Source organism: Micromonospora sp. NPDC049139 (assembly GCF_055586845.1).
This window is the reverse complement of the sequence record NZ_JBVJHK010000006.1, coordinates 168,590-191,381: the sequence shown is the minus strand read 5'-3', so window position 1 is coordinate 191,381 and position 22,792 is coordinate 168,590. Positions and strand designations below refer to the sequence as shown.

Here is a 22,792-nt window from a genome sequence, read left to right as displayed (position 1 = left end):
CCGGCCCGGACACCGACCGCTGCCGCCCGTACGCCGGGACGGTGAGCCGGGACACGCCGCCGCGCCGGGATCGGGCTACCCTCGACGCGTGACTGCGCGGCTGCCGGTATTTCCGCTCGGGACGGTCCTCTTCCCCGGTCTGGTGCTGCCACTGCACATATTCGAGGAGCGTTACCGCGCCCTGGTCCGGCACCTGGTCGGGCTCCCCGAGGGCGCCCCACGCGAGTTCGGCGTGGTGGCCATCCAGGCCGGCTGGGAGGTCGCCCCCACCGCCCCGGACGGCCGGCCGGTGCCCGGCGGCGGCGACGTCACCCTGCACGAGGTGGGCTGCACGGCCGAGCTGCGGCAGGTCACCGAGCGCCCCGACGGGGGCTTCGACATCGTCACGGTGGGCCGGCGCAGGTTCCGCGTCACCGACGTCGACCGCGAGGCCGCGCCCTACCTCACCGCGGAGGTGGAGTGGCTGCCGGAGCCGGACGGGCCGGACGAGGTCGCCGACCTGCTCGCCGCCCGGGTGATCTCGGTCTTCCGGCAGTACCTGGGGCTGGTCCGGGCCGACCCGGAGGAGCTGTCCGAGCAGTTGCCGGAGGACCCGACGGTGCTCTCCCACCTGGTCGCCGCGACGGCGGCGCTGACGGTGGCCGACCGCCAGCGGCTGCTCGCCATCGACGACACCGCCGCCCGGCTCCGCGCCGAGCTGCGGCTGCTCAACCGTGAGGCGGCGCTGCTGCGCCAGGTGCGGGCGGTTCCGGTGCCGCTGGCGGAGCTGGCCTCCCCGCCGACTCCCAACTGACCCCGGGCGCGCCGGGCTCGGGCTCCGGGCGCAGCGACGGCCAGCGGGACCAGCCCGCCAGCAGGGTGTACGTCACGGCCGCGCCGAAGGCGGGCAGCAGCAGGTTGCCGTGCGGCACCGGCAGCACGCCGAAGATCAGGTCGATCCCGCCGGCCCGCAGGTCCGCCGGCTTGCTGAAGGCCCGGCCGTCCGGGGCGGTCTCCAGCAGCCGCTGGTAGCCGGCCAGCCCGATCCGCCGGCCCACCTGCCAGGCGACCAGCGCCGCGCCGAACGCGCCGAGCACGGTGGCGAGCAGGCCGACGGGCCCCCGCACGCGGCGCAGCACGAACCACAGCGCGAGCGCGGCGAGCACCCCGAAGCCCAGCCCGAGCAGGCTGAACCAGCCGTCGGCGGCGACCGGCTGCTCCGGCTGCGGCTCGGCGTAGATCGCGCCGTCGGGGACCTTGAGCACCGGGGTGTCCGGGGCGAGCGCGGCCCAGAGCAGCCCGAGCGGCACCCCCAGGACGGTCAGCGCGAGCCCCGCGCCCGCCGCGAGCCGCACCGCCCGGCGACGCGGCAGTTCGGGCTCGGCGGGCGGGACCGGTTGGCCGACTCCGTAGGCGGCGCCCGGGTCGCCGTAGGGAAACGCGCCGGGGCCGTCGTACGGGCTCACGGCGCCCGCCGTCGGCGGGGCGTACGGGCCGGCCTCCCACGCGACCTGCTGGTCGACCTCCCGGGCGCCGTACGGGCCGGCGGGGGCATCCCCGGCCGGGGCGGCGCGCTCCGCCGGGGCTGCCGGTGCCGGGGCGCCCGGCTCGTCGGGCCGGCGGCCGGGCCGGTCGGGTTCGGGGGTGTCCGCGCTCACCCCGTGATCCTCTCAGGCCGGGCTGCGGCGCGGGTGGCCGGTGGCGGCACACCCGCTCACCGGGCGAACGGTTCCAGCATCACCGCGGCGGCCTTCAGCCACGCCTGCCGGGTCTCCTGCTGGAGCTGCTGGTACTCGATCGAGGAGCCGGTCTCCAGCGCCGGGTCGTACGGCACGACGGCGACGGCGCGGGTGCGGGTGGCGAAGTGGCGCTCCAGGTCGTCCTGCAACGGGGAGCGGCCCGGCGTGGGGCAGGAGATCAGGGTGACCGCGTTGTCGGCCAGCTCGCCCATGCCCACCTCGTGCAGCAGGTCCAGCATCCAGTCGGCGCTGAACGCGGCGTCCTCGCGCGGCACCGTGGTCACCACGAGTTGGTCGGCCGCCTGCATGACCGTACGCCAGTTGGCGCTCTCCACGTTGTTGCCGGTGTCCACGCAGATCACGTCGTGGGTGCGCCGCAGCAGCTCCAGCACCCGCCGGACGGTGAACTGGTCGAGCCGCTGGGCGAACCGGGGGCTCTCCTCGCCGGCCAGCACGTCGTACGAGCCGTCGGAGGCGTGCCGCAGGTAGTCGTCCAGGTGCGCCAGCAGCTCCGCGCCCTCCTTGATCTCGATGTGCGCGAGGTCGCCGACCAGGTGCCGGATGGTGCGGGCGTGCCGGGCGCTGCCGGCGCGCAGCCCGAGGGTGCCGCGCAGCTCGTTGTCGTCCCAGGCCAGCACGCCCCGGCCGCGTACGCTGCCGACGGTCGCCGCGGCCAGCACGGTGGCGGTGGTCTTGTGCACGCCGCCCTTGGGGTTGGCGAACGCGAGCACCCGCGGGGTGCCCAGGTCCCGGCGGAGCACCCCGGCGGCGCGCTCCAGCTCGCTCTCCGCCCCGCGCGGGCGCCACTCGACGCGGGCCGGGTAGCCCCGCTCGGCGACCGGGGGCGGGGCGGGCGGCGCTGCCGGGGGCGGCGGCTGGTAGGTGGGCTCGGGGCGGTAGCCGCCGTCGAGCAGGGGGGCGTACCGGGACTCGGCCGGGGGCGGTTCGTGCCGGTAGCCGTTGTCCAGCAGCGCGTAGCGCGACTCGACCGGCTCGTGCCCGCGCCGCTGCGTCGGCACGACGTGGGAGGGCTCGGGCCGGTGGGCCGGCGGCTCGCGGTGGTCCGGCTCGGCCGGATAGCCCGGGTCCACCCGGTAGGCCGGCTCGGCCGGGTCTACCCGGTAGGCCGGCTCGACCCGGTAGGTGGCCTCGGCCCGGTAGGTGGCCTCGGCCCGGTACCCCGCGTCGGCCGAGTGGCCGTACCCCGCGTCGGCGGGGCGGCCGTACCCCGCGTCGGCCGAGTGGCCGTACCCGGCGTCGGCCGGGTGGCCGTACCCCGCGTCGGCCGGGCGGCCGTATCCGGCGTCGGCCGGGTGGCCGTACTCCGTGCCGTACCCCGGCGGGCCGGGCTCCGCGCCGTGCGGCGGCTCGGGGGCCCGCCCGATGGCCGGCACCCGCGCGGCGTAGCCGTTCCCCGACGACCGGCGCGGCAGCGGCTCGGGCGGGGCCGGCGGCGCCTCGCGCCGGTCGGTCTCGGCCGGCTCGGCCGGTCGACCACCGTGCCGGGCCCGGTCGAGCAGCGCCCGCCACCGCGGTGCTGGTTCGGCCGGCCGTGCCCAGCCGGTCTCGCTGCCCTCCACGGCTCGCCCTCCCAGCACCATCGACGTCCGCCTGACAGGCTACGAACGAAACCCTATTCGGACCACACCCGTCCGCGCACCTTCGGTCCTGCCCACCGTCACCCGGCCGGTGCCCCGGTGCCGCCGGCGGCGGCGTCTGCCGAGGTGGGCGGGGTCGGCGGTGGGATTCCGCCGGATGCCGGGCCGGTCCGGACCGGTGACGAATCCGTCACCTCGGGTGCGGGTTCCGACGTTTCGCCCACCGGCGGGGTCGGGGGCGTGCCCCGGTCGCCTTTCCCCGTGGCAGCTCGCGCGACGAGGCCGGCGTCGGCCGGCGGGTGCGCGACCTCTCGTTGCTCGGGCAGCGGCGGCGTGAAGACGGTCCGGTCGAGCCGGGTGACCTCGGGCGCCGGGTCGACCGCCCGCACCCCGGGCCGGGCGGCCAGGCGGCGCAGGGCCACCGGCTCGGCGCGGACCACCGCGGCGTAGAGGCAGGCGCAGCCGGAGCGGTACGCGGCTGCCTCCGCCGCCGACACCTCGGCGCCGCTGTCGTACACCTGCCGCAGCTCGCGCTCTGCCTGCCCGCCGTCGGTCAGCGCGCCGGACCGGGCGCGGTAGTCGGCGGCCTCCCGCTCCTTGCGGGCGGCGACGTCGGCCATCCCGGCGACCACGTCGTCGGGCACCCGCTGCGCGGGGATGCGGACGATCTCGGTCTGCCGGTCGGCGAGCGGCACCCGCCCGAGGACGGCGGCGACCGGCACGTCGCCGAGGACCGCCGCCGCCCCCTGCGGGGTCAGGTAGGACGAGAGGGAGACCAGGGCGTACGTCCCGTCGCCGGCCGCCGGGGCGGCGGGCGGCAGCGCGGCCAGGTCGGCGGCGGCGGCGCGGACGTAGCCGGGGATCGAGTCGCCGTGGGCCACCCCGACCCGGGTCACCTCGCCGCCGGTGCGGTCACCGGTCGGGCGGTCGTCGCCGGCCCACCCGGCGGCGAGCAGCACGGCGGCGCAGGAGAGCAGCGCGATCACGGTGAGCACCCGCGGCCGGGCCGGGCCGTCGCCGGGCCGGGTCACGGCGCCGGCCAGCCGGGACAGCGGTGGCTGGTCCCATCGCCGCAGCGGGTCGCCGGCGCGCACGGGTGCGGATCCCCCTCGTCGGATCGTCTGGCGGTGGGGCGACGCTCAGTCGCGGAGGATCTCGAGCGCCCGGCCCAGGTCGTCAGGGTAGTCGCTGACGAAGCGCACCTCGTCCCCCGTGCGGGGGTGCAGGAAGCTCAACGAGCGGGCGTGCAGCCACTGTCGGGCCAGACCCAACCGGGCGGAGAGGGTGGGGTCCGCCCCGTAGGTGAGGTCGCCCACGCACGGGTGCCGCAGGGTGGAGAAGTGCACCCGGATCTGGTGGGTGCGGCCGGTCTCCAGCCGGACGTCGACCAGGCTCGCCGCCGGGAACGCCTCCACCGTGTCGTAGTGGGTGATGCTCGGCTTGCCGCCGGAGACCACCGCCCAGCGGTAGTCGTGGGTGGGGTGCCGGTCGATCGGGGCGTCGATGGTGCCCCGCAGCGGGTCGAGGTGCCCCTGCACCACGGCGTGGTAGCGCTTCTCGACCTCGCGGTACTTGAACGCCCGCTTCAGCGCGGTGTACGCCTGCTCGCTCTTGGCCACCACCATGATCCCCGTGGTGCCCACGTCGAGCCGGTGCACCACGCCCTGCCGCTCGGCGGCGCCGCTGGTGGAGATGCGGTGCCCGATCGCGGCCAGCGCGCCGATCACCGTGGGGCCGGTCCAGCCGGGGCTCGGGTGCGCGGCGACGCCGACCGGCTTGTCCACCACCACGATGTCGTCGTCGGCGTGCACGACCCGCAGCCCGGGGACCGCCTGCGGCACCACGGTGGGCGGGGCGGCCGGGGCGGGCAGGGTCACCTCCAGCCAGGAGCCGGCCCTGACCTTGTACGAGTTGGCCCGGACCACCCCGTCGACCAGCGCGTCGCCGGCGTCGACCAGGGCCGCGGCGGCGGTGCGGGAGAGCCCGAAGAGCCGCGACACCGCCTGGTCGAGCCGGGTGCCGTCGAGACCGTCGGGCAGGGGCAGGGAGCGGTGGTCGCCGCCGGCGGCGAAGGCGGAGGTCATGCCCGCTCCCGCTGTCCCGCGTCGGCCGGCGTCGCCTCGGTGGCCCCGTCCTTGCCGACCCGGCTGCCGTCGCGCTGGCGGCCGGTCAGCTCCAGCACGACGGCGAGCACCACGCCGCAGACCAGGGCGCTGTCGGCCAGGTTGAACACCGGCCAGACCCGGCCGTACGGGTCGAAGAGGCTGACCATGTCCACCACGTGCCCGACGAACCAGCCCGGGGCGCGGAAGATCCGGTCGGTGAGGTTGCCCAGCGCCCCGCCGAGCACCAGGCCGAGCGAGATCGCCCAGGGCAGCGAGCGCAGCCGCAGGGCCATCCAGAGGATCCAGCCGACCACGCCGAGGGTGATCAGCGGGAAGACCCACGTGTGGTCCGCGCCGATGCTCCAGGCCGCGCCGCTGTTGCGGGTCAGGGTGAGGTAGACCGCGCCGCCGAGCAGCTTGACCGGCTCGCGGTCGGACAGGGTGAGCAGGGCGAGGTGCTTGGTGACCAGGTCGGCCAGGAGGGCGGTCAGCGCGACGCCGAGCAGGATGGTGACGGCCCGGCGGCGGGGCGTGCCGCCTCCCGGCTCAGCGCTGCCGGACCCGGCGGGCGGTGCTTCGGACATCTGCTCCCCATCGACGCTCGCGGCGGCGCTCGCGCGCCGCCTCCCATGGCCGCCGGGGAGCGGGCCTCAGCGCCGCTCCTCCAGCTGCTTGCACGTCACGCAGAGGGTGGCCGACGGGAACGCGGCGAGCCGCTCCACCGGGATCGGGTTGCCGCACCGCTCGCACCAGCCGTAGCCACCCTCGTCGAGCCGCTCCAACGCCCGCTCGACCTGCGTGATCCGTTCCAGGATGCTGTTGGCGAGTGAGATCTCCTGCTCGCGTTCGAACGTCTTCGTCCCGGTGTCGGCCTGGTCGTCCCCGGCCGAGTCGGTCAGCCGGTCGCGCTGCAGCTCGGTGATCTCGCTCAGCGTCTGATCGTACTCGGCACGCAACTCGTCACGCCGCGCCGCCAGGGCCGCCCGGATCTTCTCGGTCTCCGCCGCGCTGCGGGTGGCCTTCGCCACCGGCTTGCGGCCGGCGGTCCTGGTCTCGGCTGGCTTCGCCATCGTCGCTCCCTCGGCCGCGGAACCGCGGCGGACCGCGGCGCCTGGACAGGGGCCGCCGACATCGGCGCCCCCAGTACAAAAGGGGCGCGCGGCGACGTGGCCGCGCACTCCGGAGATTCGCAAGAATACGGAACGTACAGGCGTCCGACAACGTGCCGCTCCGACGCACCGCCGCTCGACCCCGAGTCGCACCTTATCGGGGCAAAAGGAACGCTAGCAGATCAACCGTCGCGATCCTCGCCGTACTCGCCAAACCAGCGGGCCAGCCGGCCCCTCCGGCTGACCGCCCGCAGCCGGCGCTCCGCCTCGTCGCGCACCCCGGCGGTCGCCACGATCAGCAGGCTGTCGCCGGTCTTCAGCCGGAAGTCCGGGCCCGGCACGACACCCGCGCCGTCCCGCAGCACCAGCGTCACCGAGGCGCCCAGCGGCAGCCGCAGCTCGTCGACGTGCACCCCGGCCAGCCGGGAACCCGGCGGCACCTCCACCTGGAGCAGGTCGGCGCGCATCCGTTCCAGCGGGGCGGTCTCCACCCGGATCTCCGCCGCCTCGGCCGGGGCGGTCACCCGCAGCCGGCGGGCCACCGGGGCGAGGGTCCCGGTCTGCAGCAGCGTGAAGATCACCACCAGCACGAAGACCGAGTCGAAGAGCCGGTCGGCGCCGGGCACCCGCTCCGACAGCGGAATCGTGGCGAGCACGATCGGCACCGCGCCGCGCAGCCCCGCCCAGGACAGGAACGCCTGCTCGCGCAGGCCGAACCGGAACGGCAGCGCGGACGCCGCCACCGACAGCGGCCGGGCGAGCAGCACCAGCGCCAGCCCGGCGACCACCGCCGGCAGCACCGCCGAGCCCAGCCGGCTCGGCGTGACGAGCAACCCGAGCAGCACGAACAGCCCGATCTGCGCCAGCCAGGCCAACCCGTCGGCGAAACCGAGGATGGCCTGCCGGTGCGGCAGCCGGGCGTTGCCGAGGATCACCCCCGCCACGTAGACGGCGAGAAAGCCCGAGGCGTGCAGCACCGCGCCGGCGGCGTAGGCGAACACGGTCAGCCCGACCGCCGCGATCGGGTAGAGCCCCGCCGACGGCAGGGCGGCGTGCCGCAGCGCCCACCGCCCGCCGACGCCGGCCGCGAAACCGACAGCCGCGCCGACGCCCAGCTCGTAGCTCACCAGGGCGGTCTCGTACCACCACGGATGGGTGATCCCCTCCCGGGACAGCAGCACCACCAGCAGCACGACCGGGGCGTCGTTCATCCCCGACTCGGCCTCGAGGGTCGCCACCAGGCGGGGCGGCAGGCGCAGTCGGCGCAGCGTGGCGAAGACCGCGGCCGCGTCGGTGGAGGAGAGCACCGCCCCGTAGAGCAGCGCCAACCGCCAGTCCAGCCCGAGCAGCAGGTGCACGGCGAGGCCGACGACCAGGATGCTGACCAGTACGCCGACGGTGGAGAGCAGGGCGGCGAGCCCGAGCACCGGGCGCAGCGTGCTCCACCGCGCGGTCAGCCCGCCCTCGGCGATGATCACGATGAGCGCGCAGAAGCCGAGGGTCCGGGTCAGCTCGGCGTCGTCGAAGCGGATGCCCAGCCCGGCCTCGCCGATGGCGACGCCGAGGGCCAGGTAGACCAGGAGGCTCGGCACCCCGAGCCGGGTGGACAGCCGCACCGCCCCGACCGCCACCAGCAGCACCGCCGCGCCGAGCAGCAGCGCGAGATCCAGCCCCGGCGTCACGGGTGCCCGACCCGGGCGTACGTCACCCGGCGGCCCCGTCGCGCAGCCGGCGCAGCGCCTCGGTCAGCTCCGGTGCGGGACCCTCGACCAGGAAGAGCTTGTCGCGGCTGGCCGCGCCCGCCCGCAGGGACACCGCAGCCGGTCGGACGCCCAGCGCCCCGGCCAGCGCCCGCCGGGCCGCCTCGGTGGCCCGGCCGTCCACGGCCGGCGCGTTGACGGCGACCACCAGCGCGGGCCCGTGCGGGCCGTCGAAGCGGCCGCCGACGCGGGCGCGGGCGGAGCCGGGCTTCACCCGGACCGCCACGGTCAGCGTGTCGTCCACCGGAGCCGGGCCGCTCAGAGCCGGCCGGCGTCGGCGAGCAGGGCGGTGTCCGGCGCGCAGTCGGCACACGGGGTGAAGCCGAGCTCGACGGCCTCGCCGACCGGCAGCGACTCGTGCTCGCGGCCCACGAGGTGGGCGCACCCGGTGAGGTGGTAGCGCGGACGCCCGTCGACCACCCGGACCTCGGCATCGAGGCGGGCCACCCGGGCGGCGTCGGCCGGTGTGACGTCCTGCGCCGCCGGCTCGTCGTCGTACGCCCCGACCGCGCCAGGCGCGGCGCCCCGGGAGCCGACGTCGGCCACCGGTGGCTCGGGCGGTTGCCGCCACCCGGTGCCGCCGGCGTCGACCGTCGGAGGGACGTGCTGGACGGGGATCTCCGGCTCCACGGGCGGCCCGTACGCGAAGGCCGCGTCGGCCCGCCGGGTCGCCGTGCGCGACCGCCGGTCAGTGCGCGATGGCCGCTCCGCCGCCAGCCGGTCGCCGGCCGCCTGGCGGGCGCCCACGACCAGCGCGACGGCGGCCAGCAGGCTGGCCGCGATGGAGACGACGAGAAGGACGCTGGAGCCACCGGCCAGGCCGGCCACCAGCAGCACCACCGCGACGAGGATGAGCAGGAGACTCGCGACAATCACGGCTCACCCCCGCCGGGTCGTGCCGATGAGGCGAGGTCGGCGACCGTCGCGGTGACGACGGCCGCCGACCGGTGATCAGCGACCGGATTCGAGGGCGCCGGAACGACCGCCGCCGTAGGAGCCGGCGAGACCGGCTGCGGCGAGACCGTTGCCGCCGGCGGCCCGGGTGCCCTCGCCACGGGTCATCTCGGCCTCCAGGCCCTGGCCGCGGCCGTCCAGGTCGCGCAGCTGGCTCTCCAGGTAGGCCTTCAGGCGGGTGCGGTACTCGCGCTCGAACTGCTTGAGCTCCTCGATGTGCTTCTGCAGCGCGGTGCGCTTGGCGTCCAGGCCGCCCATGGCCTCCTGGTGCCGCTGGCGGGCGTCGCGCTCGAGGGCGTCGGCCTTGGAACGGGCCTCGCGGGTGACCTCCTCGGCCTTGGAACGGGCCTCGGAGAGCAGCTGGTCGGCCTCGCGACGGGCGTCCGAGACGTGGTCGTCGGCCGTCCGCTGGGCCATCATCAGCACCCGCAGCGCCTGCTGCTCGCCGTCACCGGTCACCGCCGGCCCACCGGCCGTACGGACCTGCTCCAGCTCCGCCTGCATCGCCCGGGCGGCCTGCTCGGCCGCCGCCTTGTCGCGCTGCACCCGGTCGAGCTGGGCCTTGACGTCGTTGAGCTCCGCCGCGAGACGGGCGTCGCCGCCGGGGCCGGCGGGGGCGCCGCCACGGCCGCCGCGCTCCACCTGGGCACGCAGCTCGTTGTTCTCCTCGATGAGACGGGCAAGCTCGCGCTCGACCTCGTCCAGGAATGCGTCGACCTCCTCCTCGTCATACCCCCGCTTGCCGATCGGCGGCTTTTTGAAGGCGACGTTGTGGACGTCGGCCGGGGTCAGCGGCATCGAAACTCCTCGGGTCAGTTGCGGCCGCGAAAGCGCGTCGGTCATCAGACAAGGCTCATGATCGACCGCCTCAACACGAACTCCATCAGCACGAACAGGATAACCAGGAGCACAAGTGAGGCCAGGTCGATGCTCACGGTACCAATTCGCAACGGAGGGATCACACGCCTCAACGCGTTGAGGGGGGGATCAGTGACGCTCCACACGATTTCCAGACCCACCGATGCCCCGCGGCCCGGCTGCCAGCGCCGACCGTACTGCAGGACGGCGCTCAGGACGAACCGGGCGAGCAGGGTGATGAGGAAGATGTAGAGCACCAGATACAGCACTTGCAGCACGATCGACAACACGACAGGCGACGTCCCTCGGGTCGGGCGGGGCTAGCTCAGGCTGAAGAAGCCGCCCTCGGCGATCTTGGCCTTGTCCTCCGCGGTGACCTGGACGTTGGCCGGTGAGAGCAGGAACACCCGATTGGTCACGCGCTCGATCGTACCGCGCAGGCCGAACGCGAGCCCGGCGGCGAAGTCGACAAGTCGACGCGCGTCCGCCTCGTCCATCTCGGTGAGGTTGATGATCACCGGGACGCCGTCGCGGAAGTGCTCGCCGATGGTCCGCGCCTCGCGGTAGGTGGTGGGGTGCAGCGTGGTGATCTGGTAGCGCTGCTCCTCCTCGGCGACGACCGCCCGCTCACGCGGCTGCGCCTGCGGCGCCAGGGCCAGGTTGTCGCGGGTGTGGTAGGTCAGCGCCCCGGAGGTCTCGCCGGCGGTCGACCGGGTGATGGAGCGGACGCTGGACCGCTCGGCCCGCTCCGGGCGGTCGCCGTCGGCCCGCTCGGCCTCGGCCGCCCGGGAGGCGACCCGCTCGGAGAGCCGGCCGCGGTCGCCGAGGCGGGACCGGGGCGCCGGCGGCTCCTCGGCGTCGTCCTCCTCGTCGTCGGCGAACTCCTCCGAGTACCGGCTCTGCCGGTAGCGCGAATCGCGGTAGCCACCCTTTTCGTAGCCACCGTCGTCATAGGCCCGCTCGTCGTCCTCTTCGACCAGACCGAGCCAGACCCCCGCCTTGCGCAGTGCACCCATCCCGCGCCCTTCCCGTCCGCCGTGCGGCACGCGCCCCCGTGCCGTGTCGCCTTGTCGCGAGTGGAACACTTTCTGCCCACCGGACCGGACCGGCAATCCCCTGGCGCGCGATTCGCGTCGCACGCCACGACCCCCGACAACGGGACGCCGCCCCTTCAAAACAACACGCATGTAATTTGCTTCTCTCGCGGTCAGGCTACCGCAGCGTGGGACGCATTCCGAGCAACGCGCTGCCCACGCGGACATGTGTCGCGCCGTACCGGATCGCTGTCTCCAGGTCCCCGCTCATGCCGGCGGAGAGGGCGGCGGCTCCCGGATGGAGCGTCCGGAACCCGGCGGCCACCTCGGCCAGCCGGGCGAACGCCCGCTCCGGCTCCCAGCCCAGCGGCGCCACCGCCATCAGGCCGGTCAGCCGCAGACCGTCCGCGCCGGCCACCGCCTCGGCCACCGGGCCGAGCCCGGCGTCCGGGTCGGCCGAGTCGGGCAGCGCCCCGCCCCGGCCGGTGGCCCCGTCGATGCTGACCTGGACCAGCACGTCCAGCGGCCGCTCCCGGCCCGCCGCCGAGGCCGCGTCCAGCGCCCGCGCCAGCCGGACGCTGTCGACGGAGTGGACCACGTCGGCGTAGCGGACCACCGACCGGGCCTTGTTGCGCTGCAACTGCCCGATGAAGTGCCACCGGGGCGTCACCCCGGCCGCGGCCACCTCGGCCGCCTTGGCGGACGCCTCCTGGTCCCGGTTCTCCCCGACGTCGGTGACGCCGAGCCCGGCCAGGGCCACCACGTCCCCGGCCGGGTAGGTCTTGGTCACCGCGATCATCGTGACCTCGGAGGTGTCGCGTCCCGCGTCGGCGCACGCCTGCGCGATCCGGGATCGTACGTCGGCCAGGCCGGCCGCGAGTTCGGCGCGCCGGTCCGGGCGCACCGTGGCTGGGCTGTCGGTCATCGGCGGGGCTCAGGAACCGTTCTTGAGGAAGTCGGGCACGTCCACGTCGTCGAAGAGCACCCGGCGCGGCGACTGGGTCGGCGCGGGCATGGTCGGCGGGGGCGTGACCGGCGTGCTGGGCTGGGTGGGTTGGTTCTGGTTGGGCTTGCGGCCCGACTCGGCGGCCTTGTACGCCGGCGCGCCGCCGTCGAAGCCCGCCGCGATGACGGTGACCCGCACCTCGTCGCCGAGGGCGTCGTCGATGACCGCACCGAAGATGATGTTGGCGTCCGGGTGGGCCGCGTCGGTGACGAGCTGGGCCGCGTCGTTGATCTCGAACAGGCCCAGGTCCGACCCGCCGGCGATGGAGAGCAGCACGCCGCGGGCGCCGTCCATGCTCTGCTCCAGCAGCGGGCTGGAGATGGCCGCCTCGGCCGCCTCGACGGCGCGGTTCTCGCCGCGGGCGCTGCCGATGCCCATCAGCGCGCTGCCCGCGCCGCTCATCACGCTCTTGACGTCGGCGAAGTCCAGGTTGATCAGGCCCGGCGTGGTGATCAGGTCGGTGATGCCCTGGACACCGGAGAGGAGCACCTGGTCGGCGGTGCGGAACGCGTCCATCATGCTGATGTTGCGGTCGCCGAGCGCCAGCAGCCGGTCGTTGGGGATGACGATCAGCGTGTCGCACTGGTTGCGCAGCTCGTCTATCCCGGACTCGGCCTGCACCTGGCGGCGCTTGCCCTCGAAGGAGAACGGCCGGGTCACCACGCCGATGGTCAGCGCGCCGAGCTTGCGCGCGATGTTCGCCACCACGGGCGCCCCGCCGGTGCCGGTGCCGCCGCCCTCGCCGCAGGTCACGAAGACCATGTCGGCGCCCTTGAGCACCTCCTCGATCTCGTCGCGGTGGTCCTCGGCGGCGTTCTTGCCGACGTCGGGGTTGGCGCCCGCGCCGAGCCCACGGGTCAGCTCGCGGCCGACGTCGAGCTTGACGTCGGCGTCGCTCATCAGCAGCGCCTGCGCGTCGGTGTTGATCGCGATGAACTCGACGCCCTTGAGCCCAACCTCGATCATCCGGTTGACGGCGTTGACGCCGCCGCCACCGATGCCGACGACCTTGATGACCGCCAGGTAGTTGTGCGGAGGTGTCATCTCCGGTCCTTTCCCTTCGAGATTGGCATGGGCCGACCGGGTACGGCTTGGCCAGACCAGCGGTCGACGACAGCTGTCACCAGCGAGGATCAGGATTAAACCCTCACCCTCTACTAGAGGCTTACAGTTATGTCAACCACTGATCCCCTTCGGGGCAACGTAAGCGCACCCACGCCGTGAGCCAAGGACCCGCTCGGCGTGTCGCCGTGGGAGCGGGACGGGTCACGTCGCCCGGCGGGACCGAGCTGCCGGTCACCGCAGGGTCACCACGTCCGGGGCGCTCACGTCGATGGTGTCGGCCTCGCGGTCGAGCAGGGCGGTGGCGACCCGCGCCTTGTCCGCGCCCCGGGTCGCGTCCCCCCAGACCACCACCCGGTCGTCGCGCAGCCGGAGCTTGATCCGGGCCAGCCCCTCGACGGTCACGTCCACCAGCCCGGCCCGCAGCTCCGGGGTGAGCACGGCGAGCACCTCCAGGGCGGCCCGGGTCGCCCCGTCGTCCGGCCCCGGCTCGGCGAGCCGGACCACCGGCAGGCCGTCCGGCTGCCGGGGCAGGGTCCGGAACACCACGCCCGCCCCGTCGATCACCACGAACTGTTCGCCGCGCGGCACCGCCGCCACGCCCGTGCGCTCGGTCACCCGGACCACCAGCGCGTCCGGCCAGTCCCGGGTGACGACCGCCCGCTCCACCGCCGGCAGTCCCCCGACCCGCCGCGCGATGGCGGCCAGGTCCGCCCCGGCCAGCGGGGCCCCGTCGGGCACCGCCGCCGCGTCGCGCACCTGCACCGCGCTGACCAGCTCCGCGCCCTCGACGCGGACCTCGCGCACCCCGAACAGGCCGGTGCCGAGCAGCGCCCAGGCGACCAGCCCGGCCAGGCCGAGCACGCCGGCCGCGATCGCCCACGGCAGCGCGGCCCGCATCCGGCGCTGCCGGGCGCGGGCCATGAACCGCCGGGTCGAGGCGGGGACCGCGTCGCTGCCCGCCCGGACCAGCTGCCACCGGCGCACCGGTCCGCGCCGGCCACCGCCGTCCGCGCCGGTGGTGCGCCCGCGCGCCGGACCGGGGCTCATCCGGCCGCGGGTGCCGCGCCGTCCGGGACCGCGCCGCCGACGCCGGGAACGGTGCCGCCGATGGTCGTCGCCCCGCCGGCCTCGCCGCCGGGCGTCGTGCCCGCCGGCGCCGCCGGATCGGCGGCACGCGCTGACAGCGCGTCCAGCAGCTGGTCCCCCATCAGCGAGATCGGCGGGGCGCCCATGGTCACCACGACGTCGCCGGGGCGGGCCCGCCGGGCCACCTCGGCCGGCGCCGCCTCCCACGAGTCCACGAAGACCTTCCGCTCCGCCGGCAGCGGCACGGCCTCGACCAGCGCCGCCGAGCCCTCCCCCGGCTGGCGCAGCTCGCCCGGGCCGAAGACCTCCAGCAGCACCAACTCGTCGGCGATGGCCAGCGCCTCGGCGATCTCCGTCTGGAGGTCGCGGGTGCGGTAGAGCCGGTAGGGCTGGAACACCACGATCAGTCGGCCGTCCCCGGCCACCTCGCGCAACGTCTGCAGCGCCAGCGTCATCGAGGTCGGGTGGTAGGCGTACTCGTCGTAGACCAGCACGTCGTCCGCGACGCCCTTACGCTCGAAGCGCCGCCGCACGCCGGGGAACGCCGCGAGCGCGGCCTCGGCCGACTCCAGCGGCAGCCCCAGCAGGTACGCGGCCAGCACCGCCGAGGCGCTGTTGAGCCCCATGTGCCGCCCCGGCACCGGCAGCCGGAACTCGCCCAGCGACCGGCCGTCGATCTGCGCCAGGTAGCGGACTCCCCGGGCCGACGAGGCGATCCCGGTCAGCCGCAGGTCGGCGTCGGCCGCCTCGCCGTACGTGTGCACCCGCCGGCCCTCCGCGCGCAGCGTCTCGGCCAGCCGCCGCCCGCCCGGGTCGTCGGCGCAGGTGATGATGAAGCCGTCCGGGTCGGTGAGCCGGGCGAACTCGGCGAAGGCCGCCTCCAGGTTGGCCAGGTCGCCGTAGGTGTTCAGGTGGTCGGCCTCGACGTTGGTGATGATCGACACGTACGGGCGGTAGATCAGGAAGGAGCGGTCGCTCTCGTCCGCCTCGACCACGAAGTACTCGCCCGTGCCGTGGTGGGCGCCCGAGCCGACCTCGGAGATCTCCCCGCCGATCACGAAGGACGGGTCCTGCCCGGCCTGCTGGAGCACCATCGTGACCATCGAGGTGGTGGTGGTCTTGCCGTGCGTGCCGGCGACCGCCACCGTCCGGCGGCCGGTCATCGCGGCGGCCAGGGCCTCGGAGCGGTGCAGCACGCGCAGGCCGCGCCGGCGCGCCTCCACCATCTCGAGGTGGTCCTGCGGGATCGCCGAGGAGTAGACGACCGTGTCGACGCCGTCGAGGTTGGACGCCTCGTGGCTCATGTGGATGGTCGCGCCGAGAGCGCGCATGCCGGCCAGGGAGGGCCACTCCCGCAGCTCGCTGCCGGAGACCCGGATGCCCCGGGTGAGGAAGAGCCGGGCCAGGCCGCTCATGCCGACCCCGCCCACCCCGATCAGGTGGATCGTGCCCAGGTCCTCCGCGGTGAGCGTGCCGGCCGGGGTGAACTGTGCGGTGTTCATGACGAGAACCTTCCGGTCGCGGCGGCGCGGGCCTCGGGGCGGACGGGCCGCGCCCTCATCGGGCCACCGCCTCGTAGACGAAGTTGAGCAGCGCCTCGTCGCCGTCGCGGCGCCCGTACGCGGCCGCGGCGGCGCCCATGGCGGCGAGCCGGTGCGGGTCGCGGATCAGCGGGATGACGGTCCGCTCGACCCAGTCGGGGGTCAGCTCGGCGTCGTCGACGAGCAGCCCGCCGCCGGCCTCCACCACGGGCAGCGCGTTGCGCTTCTGCTCCTGGTTGCTGTGCGGGTAGGGCACGTAGATGGTGGGCAGCCCGATCGCGGCCACCTCGGCGCAGGTCATCGCCCCGCCCCGGCCCAGCATCAGGTCGGCGGCGGCGTAGCCGGCCTCCATCTCGGACAGGTACGGCAGCGTCACGTACGGGACCGGCAGGTCGGTGGGGACCGGCACCGGCTCGTTGCGGGCGCCGATCACGTGCAGCACCTGCACCCCGTTGCGGGCGAGTTCCTTGGCCGCCCCGGCGACCGCGAGGTTGATCGAGCGGGCGCCCTGCGAGCCGCCGGCGACGAAGAGCACCGGCAGGTCGGGACGGAGCCCGAAGTGGGCCCGCGCCGCGTTGCGCATGGCGACCCGGTCCAGGCCGGCGATGCCCCGGCGCAGCGGCACGCCGACGACTCGGGCGTCGCGCAGCGCCTCGGCCTGGGCGGGCTGGTGCGGGAAGCCGACGGCGACGTGCTTGGTGAACCTCATGCCGAGCCGGTTGGCCACGCCCGGCGGCACGTTCACCTCGTGGATGACGATCGGCAGCTCGCGCCGCCAGGCCGCGAGGTAGGCCGGCACGGAGACGTACCCGCCGAAGCCCACCACCACGTCGGCGCGCACCTCGTCGACCACCTTGCCCGCGGCGCGGGCCGCGGTCCACATCCGGCCCGGGGTCTTGACCAGGTTCATGTTGACCGACCGGGGCAGCTGGTAGGCCGGGATCTGCCGCAGGTCGTAGCCCTGCGGCGGGATCAGCTCGTTCTCCAGGCCCTTCGGGGTGCCCAGGCAGGTGATCCGGACGCCGGGGTCGTGTCGGCGCAGGCAGTCGGCGAAGGCGAGCAGCGGGTAGATGTGCCCCCCGGTGCCACCTCCCGCGAGCACCACCGAACGCAGCGGACCCATCAACGTCTCCTCTCGTCCGCCGACCCGCGCCGGGTCCGGGCGAGCCGGACGCCGCGCGGTGCGGCCTGGTCGTCGGGCCGCCGCTCCCGCGACCGGGGCACGGACCCTCGGGCAGCCGGGGGCGACGCCGGGCGGCGTCGCCGCCCGGGAAGCGGCGGCAACGGGGCCCAGAGTAGTCGGACCCATCGGGCCGGCGGACGGGCATGCAGCGCTCTGGCGGCGTCGGGTTCGGCGCGGGCGAAGGAGGCGAGCATCCCGATCGCGGCGAGCGTCACGACCAGGGCGCTTCCGCCGTCGGAGATGAACGGCAGCGGCAGGCCGGTGATCGGCAGCAGCCCGACCACCCCGCCGATGTTGATCACTGCCTGGCTGACCAGCCAGGTGGTCGCCGCGGCGGCGGCGAGCCGGCGGAACGGGTCCTCGACGCGCCGGGCGATGCGCAGCCCGGTGTAGGCCAGCACGGCGAACAGGCTGAGCACCACGACGCAGCCGATCACGCCCAGCTCCTCGGCGATGATCGCGAAGATGAAGTCGTTGTGCGCCTCCGGCAGCCAGCCGAACTTGAGGCTGGACTTGCCGAGCCCCACGCCGAACCAGCCGCCGTGCTCGATGGCCAGCCGCCCCTGGTAGATCTGGTAGCAGCCCTCGAGCTTGCAGTCGTCCGGGGAGGGCGGGTTGAAGAACGACATCAGCCGGGCGAAGCGGTAGTTCTCCTCGCCCCGCTCGCCGGAGCCGGCGCCCAGGGAGGCGACGGCGATCAGCAGGCCGACGCCGAGCAGCCCGAGCACGGACAGTGTGCCGAAGACGCGCATCCGCACCCCGGCCGCCCAGAGCAGCCCCACCACCACGGCGAGCAGGCAGAGCATCGTGCCGAGGTCGTTGTAGCCGACCAGGACGAAGAGCAGGCCGACGACCGGGAAGAGCGGGGTGGCCAGCTCGCGCCACCAGCCCAGCGCGGCGCCCTTGCGGGCGATCACGTGGGCCCCCCAGAGCACCAGGGCGAACTTCGCCAGCTCCGAGGGCTGCACCTGGATGCCGCCGACGAAGAGCCACAGCAGCCGGGCCTCGACCGGGCCGATCCGGGCGGAGTCCTGGCCGGTCAGCCGCGCGTACGCGAGCAGCAGGTTGAGCACCAGCAGCAGGCCGACGGCGGTGAACAGCAGCGGCCGGCCGAGCACCCGGTAGGTCTTCGCCGGCAGCCGCTGGCAGGCCCAGAAGGCGACGATGCCGATCACCGCGAAGATCGCCTGCTTGGTGAGGGCGGCGAAGGCGTTGCCGCCCTGGGCGTACTCGCGGACGCTGGTCGCGGAGAAGACCATCGTCAGGCCGATCAGCAGCAGCAGCCCGGCGCTGGACAGCAGCAGGTAGTAGGAGGCCAGCGGACGGTCGAGCAGGCCGCGCAGCGCGGCCAGCCCGCCCGCGGCGTCCACCCCGCGCAGCGCCCGGCCGCCGGCCTCGTCCGGCCCGCGCGTCGCGGCGGGCGCGTCGCGCGTACGGGTGGCTCCGGGTGACCGCCGGGGCGTCGTCTCTGTCGTGCCCTCGATGCCTCTGCCCTCCCCCACGCAGACCATCATCGCGGTTTCCCGGGGTCGCCACCGGCGCAACCGGCCGGTCGGCGTGTCGGGCTTGCGCGCGGCGGCGTGCGCCTCCCCAGGCCGGGCGCGGCGCGGGGCCCGGGCGACGCGCGCCCGGGCCCCGCGGCGGGACCGACCGGTCGGCTCAGGTCATGTTGGCGAGGAACTCGCTGTAGAAGAGCCCGAGCGCGATGGCCACGCCGATGCCGGCGATGATCCAGAACCGGACCACGATGTTGACCTCGCTCCAGCCGGCGAGCTCGAAGTGGTGCTGCAGCGGCGACATCCGGAACACCCGCTTGCCGGTGGTACGGAACGAGATGATCTGGATCACCACGGACATCGTGATGATCACGAAGAGGCCGCCGATGATCGGCAGCAGCAGGATCGTCCGGGTGGACATCGCCATGCCGGCGATCAGGCCGCCGAGGCCCAGGGCCCCGGTGTCGCCCATGAAGATCCGTGCCGGCGAGGTGTTCCACCACAGGAAGCCGACGCAGGCCCCGGCCGCCGCGCCGGCGATCAGCGCGATCTCCAGCGGGTCCCGGACCGTGTAGCAGTAGTCCTGGGTGTAGTTCGGGTCGGCGCACCAGTGCCGGTACTGCCAGAACGCGATCAACGCGTACGCCGCGAGGACCATCACCGAGGCGCCGGTGGCCAGGCCGTCGAGGCCGTCCGTGAGGTTGACGCCGTTGGTCGCGGCCATCACCACGAAGATGAAGATGACCACCGCGCCGATCTTGGAGACGTCCAGCGCCGGGATGTCCCGGATGAAGCTCAGCGTCGTGCTGCCCACGGTCTCGGTGTTGGTCACCGCGCCCGAGGCGTCGGTCATGGTGCTCGGGAAGTAGAGCGCCACCACCCCGAAGACCGCCCCGACCAGGATCTGGCCGAGCAGCTTGCCGCGCTTGTTGAGGCCACCGCTGTGCCGCTTGCGCACCTTGAGGAAGTCGTCGATGAAGCCGACGGCGCCGGAGAAGACCATCAGCCCCAGCAGCACCAGGGCGGTGATCGTCGGCTCGACCTGGGCGATCTGCGCGTCCGGCAGGGTGGTCAGAGCCAGGTGGCCGGCCACGTACGCGATGACCGTGGCGAGGATGAACACCACGCCGCCCATCGTCGGCGTGCCCTTCTTGCCCTCGTTGCTGGCGAGACCGAGGTTTGATCGGATCGGCTGGCCGGCCTTCAGCCGGGCGAACACCTTGATCGCGATCGGGGTGCAGAAGAGCGAGATCAGGAAGGCCACCCCGACGGCGACGATGACCGCCCTCATGCGGCGCCGCCCCCCGTCGCCTTCCCGTCGCCCGCGGCGTCGGCGCGCAGCGCGTCGGCCACCTCCCACGTGCGGTACCGGGAGCCCTTCACCAGCACGACGTCGCCCTGCCGTAACTCGCTCCGCAGCACCTCGACGGCCGCCGCCTGATCGGTGAGCAGCACCGACTCTCCTCCCCAGTCACCTACCGATGTCGCGCCTTCGTGGATCGGCGCGGCCGGCTCGCCCACCACGAGCAGCCGGTCTACGCCCAGCTCGGCCGCGAGCCGGCCGACCTCGGCGTGCCCGTCGCGTTCGAACGGCCCGAGTTCGGCCATGTAGCCGAGCACCGCGACGGTGCGCCGCTCCCGCCCGATGCCGGCCAGCGCGCGCAGCGCGACCGCCATGGAGGCGGGGTTGGCGTTGTACGAGTCGTCGATCACGGTCACCCCGTCGGCGCGTTCGAAGACGTCCATCCGACGGGTCGAGACCAACCCCAGCGCGCCCAGCGCGATCGCCGTCTCGGCCAGCGGCATGCCCAACTCGCGGGCCACCGCCGCGGCGGCGAGGGTGTTGGAGACCTGGTGCCGGCCGGTCAGCCCGAGCCGCACCGGCGCGGTCCCCTCCGGGGTGATGAGGGTGTACGCGGCGCGGCCCCGGTCGTCCAGCGTCACGTCCTCGGCCCGCACGTCGGCGTGCGCCGCCTCGCCGTAACGGATCACCCGGGCGACCGTACGCGAGGCCATCGCGTCGACCAGCGGGTCGTCGGCGTTCAGCACGGCCAGGCCCTCGGCGGGCAGCGCCTCGACCAGCTCCCCCTTGGCCAGCGCGATCGTCTCCACCGAGCCGAACTCGCCGATGTGCGCCACCCCGACGTTGAGCACCACGGAGATCCGCGGCGGCACCACGTCGCACAGGTAGCGCACGTGCCCCACCCCGCGGGCGCCCTTCTCCATCACCAGGTAGCGGGTCTCCGGCCCGGCCTGCAACGCCGTGTACGGATGCCCCAGCTCGTTGTTGAACGAGCCGGGCGGGGCGACCGTCGGGCCGAGCCGCGCGGCGAGCTGGGCGATCAGGTCCTTGGTGGTGGTCTTGCCGGAGGATCCGGTCAGCCCGATCACGGTGAGCCCCGGCAGCCGGTCGACCACCGCGCGGGCCAGCCGGCCCATCGCCGCCAGCGCGTCGTCGACCAGCACCATCGGCACGCCGGGCACCTCGCGGGTGCCGAGCACCGCGACCGCGCCGGCGGCCACCGCGGCGGCGGCGTAGTCGTGCCCGTCCACCTTCTCGCCGGGGAAGGCCACGAAGAGCGCGCCCTGGCGCACCTTGCGGGAGTCGAACTCGACCGGGCCGGTGACCGTGGCGTCCGGGTCGGCGGCGACGAGCCGCCCGTCGACCGCCGAGGCGACCTCGGCCAGGCTGAGCGCGATCACCGCTGACCCGCCGGGTCGGCGAACCGGGCGCGCAGCGCGTCGGCCAGCTCGGTGCGGTCGTCGAACGGGTGCACCTCGCCGCCGATCTCCTGCCCGCGTTCGTGGCCCTTGCCGAGCACCGCGATGACGTCGCCCGGCTCGGCCAGCCGGACCGCCGCGTCGATGGCGGCCCGGCGGTCGGGCACCTCCTCGACCCGGGCGGCCGTGCCGGCCCGGCGGGCGCCGTCGAGCACCTCGGCCCGGATGGCCGCCGGGTGCTCCGTGCGCGGGTTGTCGTCGGTCACCAGCACCACGTCCGCTCCCTCCGCCGCGGCGGCGCCCATCACCGGCCGCTTGCCCCGGTCGCGGTCGCCGCCGGCGCCGATGACGCAGATCAGCCGGCCGGCGCCGAACTCCCGCAGCGCGGCCAGCGCGGCGACGATCGCGTCCGCCTTGTGCGCGTAGTCGACCACTCCGCGCACCGGCCCGGGGGCGGCCACCAGCTCCAGCCGGCCGGGCACCCCGCCGCAGGCGGCCACCCCGGCGGCGGCGGTCTTCGCGTCCACCCCGGCGGCGACCAGGACGGCGATGGCCAGCAGGGCGTTGGCCACGTTGTGCCGCCCCGGCAGCGCCACCCCGGCCGGCAGGGTCAACCCGTCCGGGCCGTGCGCCGTGAAGCGCTGCGCGTACCCCTCGCCGCCGACCTCGTCGGCCCACCAGGTGGCGGTCGGGTCGCCGGCCGCCGAGTAGGTCACCGTCGCCGGCTTGTACAGGGGCTTCAGCGCCGGGTCGTCCTGGTTGAGCACCTCCACCGCGCAGCGCCCGTCGAACAGCTGCGCCTTCGCGGCGAAGTAGTCCGCCGAGTCGGCGTGGAAGTCCAGGTGGTCGGAGCCGAAGTTGGTGTAGCCACCGACGGTGAACCGGACGCCCCCGACCCGCCCCATCGCCAGGGCGTGGCTGGAGACCTCCATGACCACGGCGGTGACGCCGCGCTCGCGGGCGGCGGCCAGCATCGCGTGCAGGTCGGTCGCCTCGGGCGTCGTGCGCACGCTGTCGACGACCAGGTCGCCGAGGCGGGTCTCCACGGTGCCGATCAGGCCGGTGGTGTGGCCGGCGGCGCGCAGGCCCGACTCGACCAGGTAGGCGGTGGACGTCTTGCCGGCCGTGCCGGTCACCCCGATCACCGTCAGCCCCTCGGTCGGGTCGCCGTAGACGGCCGAGGCGAGGACGCCCAGCACCGCGCGCGGATCGGCGACCACCAGCGCCGGCAGGCCCGCCTCGGCCGCGGCCGGGGCGCCCGCCGGGTCGGTCAGCACCGCCACCGCGCCGGCCGCCGCCGCGCCGGCGGCGAACTCCGCGCCGTGCCGGCGGGCACCGGGCAGGGCGGCGTACAGGTCGCCGGGGCGGACCTCCTGGCTGGCGTGGGTCACCCCGGTCACCACCAGCTCGGCGGCCCCCTCCGGGGGGTCGACGGCGAGCCGGGCGGCGAGGTCGCCGAGCCGGGTGCCGATCACGGTACGGGGACGAGGATTGCCGGACACGGCGTCAGACCCTACCCGGTCGTCCGGTTCCGGCCGCACAGCCGCCCCGGTGGTTC

At 75.0% G+C, this 22,792-nt stretch carries 22 protein-coding genes; 1 reads left to right on the top strand and 21 read right to left on the bottom strand.

Annotated features, from left to right (window positions below; translation table 11 throughout):
- Positions 1-88: 88 nt before the first annotated feature.
- Complete coding sequence (locus ACZ6Q9_RS14130; RefSeq protein ID WP_393454763.1) at positions 89-793, top strand: LON peptidase substrate-binding domain-containing protein; 705 nt, start codon at positions 89-91, stop codon at positions 791-793.
- Here the strand turns inward: ACZ6Q9_RS14130 and ACZ6Q9_RS14125 are convergent.
- The 21 genes from ACZ6Q9_RS14125 to ACZ6Q9_RS14025 all read right to left on the bottom strand — a co-directional run bounded on the left by ACZ6Q9_RS14125 (position 708) and on the right by ACZ6Q9_RS14025 (position 22,775).
- The gene (locus ACZ6Q9_RS14125; RefSeq protein ID WP_393454760.1) at positions 708-1,637 is read right to left on the bottom strand and encodes a DUF2567 domain-containing protein; all 930 of its coding nucleotides are present in this window, start codon (positions 1,635-1,637) and stop codon (positions 708-710) included. The two genes, ACZ6Q9_RS14130 and ACZ6Q9_RS14125, sit on opposite strands and share 86 nt — an antisense overlap.
- A gap of 56 nt (positions 1,638-1,693) precedes the next feature.
- On the bottom strand, positions 1,694-3,319 hold the full coding sequence (locus ACZ6Q9_RS14120) for an AAA family ATPase (RefSeq protein ID WP_396827441.1): 1,626 nt from the start codon (positions 3,317-3,319) through the stop codon (positions 1,694-1,696).
- Between the two features lie 77 nt (positions 3,320-3,396).
- Positions 3,397-4,410 carry a hypothetical protein gene (locus ACZ6Q9_RS14115; RefSeq protein WP_393454755.1) on the bottom strand — a complete coding sequence of 338 codons (1,014 nt, stop codon included), beginning with the start codon at positions 4,408-4,410 and terminating at the stop codon, positions 3,397-3,399.
- A 45-nt stretch (positions 4,411-4,455) separates the two neighbouring features.
- Complete coding sequence (locus ACZ6Q9_RS14110; protein ID WP_357456620.1) at positions 4,456-5,400, bottom strand: RluA family pseudouridine synthase; 945 nt, start codon at positions 5,398-5,400, stop codon at positions 4,456-4,458.
- Positions 5,397-6,005 (bottom strand): signal peptidase II, encoded by a 609-nt coding sequence (gene lspA / locus ACZ6Q9_RS14105; protein ID WP_393262734.1) that lies wholly within the window; start codon positions 6,003-6,005, stop codon positions 5,397-5,399. Before lspA ends, ACZ6Q9_RS14110 begins: the two co-directional genes overlap by 4 nt.
- A gap of 66 nt (positions 6,006-6,071) precedes the next feature.
- Positions 6,072-6,491, bottom strand: a complete 420-nt coding sequence (locus ACZ6Q9_RS14100; protein WP_088992775.1) for a TraR/DksA family transcriptional regulator — start codon at positions 6,489-6,491, stop codon at positions 6,072-6,074.
- Positions 6,492-6,712: 221 nt separating this feature from the next.
- Positions 6,713-8,212 carry a potassium/proton antiporter gene (locus ACZ6Q9_RS14095; protein WP_393454747.1) on the bottom strand — a complete coding sequence of 500 codons (1,500 nt, stop codon included), beginning with the start codon at positions 8,210-8,212 and terminating at the stop codon, positions 6,713-6,715.
- A gap of 22 nt (positions 8,213-8,234) precedes the next feature.
- Complete coding sequence (locus ACZ6Q9_RS14090) at positions 8,235-8,534, bottom strand: DUF167 domain-containing protein (protein WP_350709352.1); 300 nt, start codon at positions 8,532-8,534, stop codon at positions 8,235-8,237.
- A gap of 14 nt (positions 8,535-8,548) precedes the next feature.
- On the bottom strand, positions 8,549-9,166 hold the full coding sequence (locus ACZ6Q9_RS14085; protein ID WP_396827444.1) for a hypothetical protein: 618 nt from the start codon (positions 9,164-9,166) through the stop codon (positions 8,549-8,551).
- 75 nt (positions 9,167-9,241) lie between these two features.
- Positions 9,242-10,042 carry a DivIVA domain-containing protein gene (locus ACZ6Q9_RS14080; protein ID WP_393262741.1) on the bottom strand — a complete coding sequence of 267 codons (801 nt, stop codon included), beginning with the start codon at positions 10,040-10,042 and terminating at the stop codon, positions 9,242-9,244.
- Positions 10,043-10,086: 44 nt separating this feature from the next.
- Positions 10,087-10,392: a YggT family protein gene (locus ACZ6Q9_RS14075; protein WP_393262742.1), complete on the bottom strand. Its 306-nt coding sequence runs from the start codon at positions 10,390-10,392 to the stop codon at positions 10,087-10,089.
- 30 nt (positions 10,393-10,422) lie between these two features.
- Positions 10,423-11,118, bottom strand: a complete 696-nt coding sequence (locus tag ACZ6Q9_RS14070) for a cell division protein SepF (protein ID WP_393262744.1) — start codon at positions 11,116-11,118, stop codon at positions 10,423-10,425.
- 196 nt (positions 11,119-11,314) lie between these two features.
- Positions 11,315-12,061: a YggS family pyridoxal phosphate-dependent enzyme gene (locus ACZ6Q9_RS14065; RefSeq protein WP_393262746.1), complete on the bottom strand. Its 747-nt coding sequence runs from the start codon at positions 12,059-12,061 to the stop codon at positions 11,315-11,317.
- A gap of 9 nt (positions 12,062-12,070) precedes the next feature.
- On the bottom strand, positions 12,071-13,186 hold the full coding sequence (gene ftsZ, locus ACZ6Q9_RS14060) for a cell division protein FtsZ (protein ID WP_350686241.1): 1,116 nt from the start codon (positions 13,184-13,186) through the stop codon (positions 12,071-12,073).
- A 252-nt stretch (positions 13,187-13,438) separates the two neighbouring features.
- Positions 13,439-14,254, bottom strand: coding sequence for a cell division protein FtsQ/DivIB (locus ACZ6Q9_RS14055; RefSeq protein WP_357456600.1), 816 nt, complete (start codon positions 14,252-14,254; stop codon positions 13,439-13,441).
- Positions 14,251-15,795 carry a UDP-N-acetylmuramate--L-alanine ligase gene (murC, locus tag ACZ6Q9_RS14050; protein ID WP_393262748.1) on the bottom strand — a complete coding sequence of 515 codons (1,545 nt, stop codon included), beginning with the start codon at positions 15,793-15,795 and terminating at the stop codon, positions 14,251-14,253. The genes ACZ6Q9_RS14055 and murC overlap by 4 nt, the downstream gene beginning before the upstream one ends.
- Positions 15,796-15,850: 55 nt before the next feature.
- On the bottom strand, positions 15,851-16,957 hold the full coding sequence (gene murG, locus ACZ6Q9_RS14045) for an undecaprenyldiphospho-muramoylpentapeptide beta-N-acetylglucosaminyltransferase (protein WP_396827448.1): 1,107 nt from the start codon (positions 16,955-16,957) through the stop codon (positions 15,851-15,853).
- A complete protein-coding gene (locus ACZ6Q9_RS14040) occupies positions 16,957-18,369 on the bottom strand; it encodes an FtsW/RodA/SpoVE family cell cycle protein (RefSeq protein WP_393454978.1) in 1,413 nt (470 codons plus the stop codon). The genes murG and ACZ6Q9_RS14040 overlap by 1 nt, the downstream gene beginning before the upstream one ends.
- A 307-nt stretch (positions 18,370-18,676) precedes the next feature.
- Entirely contained in the window at positions 18,677-19,804 is a 1,128-nt protein-coding gene (mraY, locus tag ACZ6Q9_RS14035; protein ID WP_393262752.1) for a phospho-N-acetylmuramoyl-pentapeptide-transferase, read from the bottom strand.
- Positions 19,801-21,216, bottom strand: a complete 1,416-nt coding sequence (locus tag ACZ6Q9_RS14030; protein ID WP_393454732.1) for a UDP-N-acetylmuramoyl-tripeptide--D-alanyl-D-alanine ligase — start codon at positions 21,214-21,216, stop codon at positions 19,801-19,803. The genes mraY and ACZ6Q9_RS14030 overlap by 4 nt, the downstream gene beginning before the upstream one ends.
- On the bottom strand, positions 21,213-22,775 hold the full coding sequence (locus tag ACZ6Q9_RS14025; protein ID WP_393454729.1) for a UDP-N-acetylmuramoyl-L-alanyl-D-glutamate--2,6-diaminopimelate ligase: 1,563 nt from the start codon (positions 22,773-22,775) through the stop codon (positions 21,213-21,215). Before ACZ6Q9_RS14025 ends, ACZ6Q9_RS14030 begins: the two co-directional genes overlap by 4 nt.
- Positions 22,776-22,792: the final 17 nt, after the last annotated feature.

Coding starts and splice junctions, on each gene's coding strand:
- ACZ6Q9_RS14100 (WP_088992775.1), bottom strand. CDS start 6,491: ATGGCGAAGCCAGCCGAGACCAGGACCGCCGGCCGCAAGCCGGTGGCG.
- ACZ6Q9_RS14110 (WP_357456620.1), bottom strand. CDS start 5,400: ATGACCTCCGCCTTCGCCGCCGGCGGCGACCACCGCTCCCTGCCCCTG.
- murC (WP_393262748.1), bottom strand. CDS start 15,795: ATGAACACCGCACAGTTCACCCCGGCCGGCACGCTCACCGCGGAGGAC.
- ACZ6Q9_RS14065 (WP_393262746.1), bottom strand. CDS start 12,061: ATGACCGACAGCCCAGCCACGGTGCGCCCGGACCGGCGCGCCGAACTC.
- murG (WP_396827448.1), bottom strand. CDS start 16,957: ATGGGTCCGCTGCGTTCGGTGGTGCTCGCGGGAGGTGGCACCGGGGGG.
- lspA (WP_393262734.1), bottom strand. CDS start 6,005: ATGTCCGAAGCACCGCCCGCCGGGTCCGGCAGCGCTGAGCCGGGAGGC.
- mraY (WP_393262752.1), bottom strand. CDS start 19,804: ATGAGGGCGGTCATCGTCGCCGTCGGGGTGGCCTTCCTGATCTCGCTC.
- ACZ6Q9_RS14055 (WP_357456600.1), bottom strand. CDS start 14,254: ATGAGCCCCGGTCCGGCGCGCGGGCGCACCACCGGCGCGGACGGCGGT.
- ftsZ (WP_350686241.1), bottom strand. CDS start 13,186: ATGACACCTCCGCACAACTACCTGGCGGTCATCAAGGTCGTCGGCATC.
- ACZ6Q9_RS14120 (WP_396827441.1), bottom strand. CDS start 3,319: ATGGTGCTGGGAGGGCGAGCCGTGGAGGGCAGCGAGACCGGCTGGGCA.
- ACZ6Q9_RS14080 (WP_393262741.1), bottom strand. CDS start 10,042: ATGCCGCTGACCCCGGCCGACGTCCACAACGTCGCCTTCAAAAAGCCG.
- ACZ6Q9_RS14070 (WP_393262744.1), bottom strand. CDS start 11,118: ATGGGTGCACTGCGCAAGGCGGGGGTCTGGCTCGGTCTGGTCGAAGAG.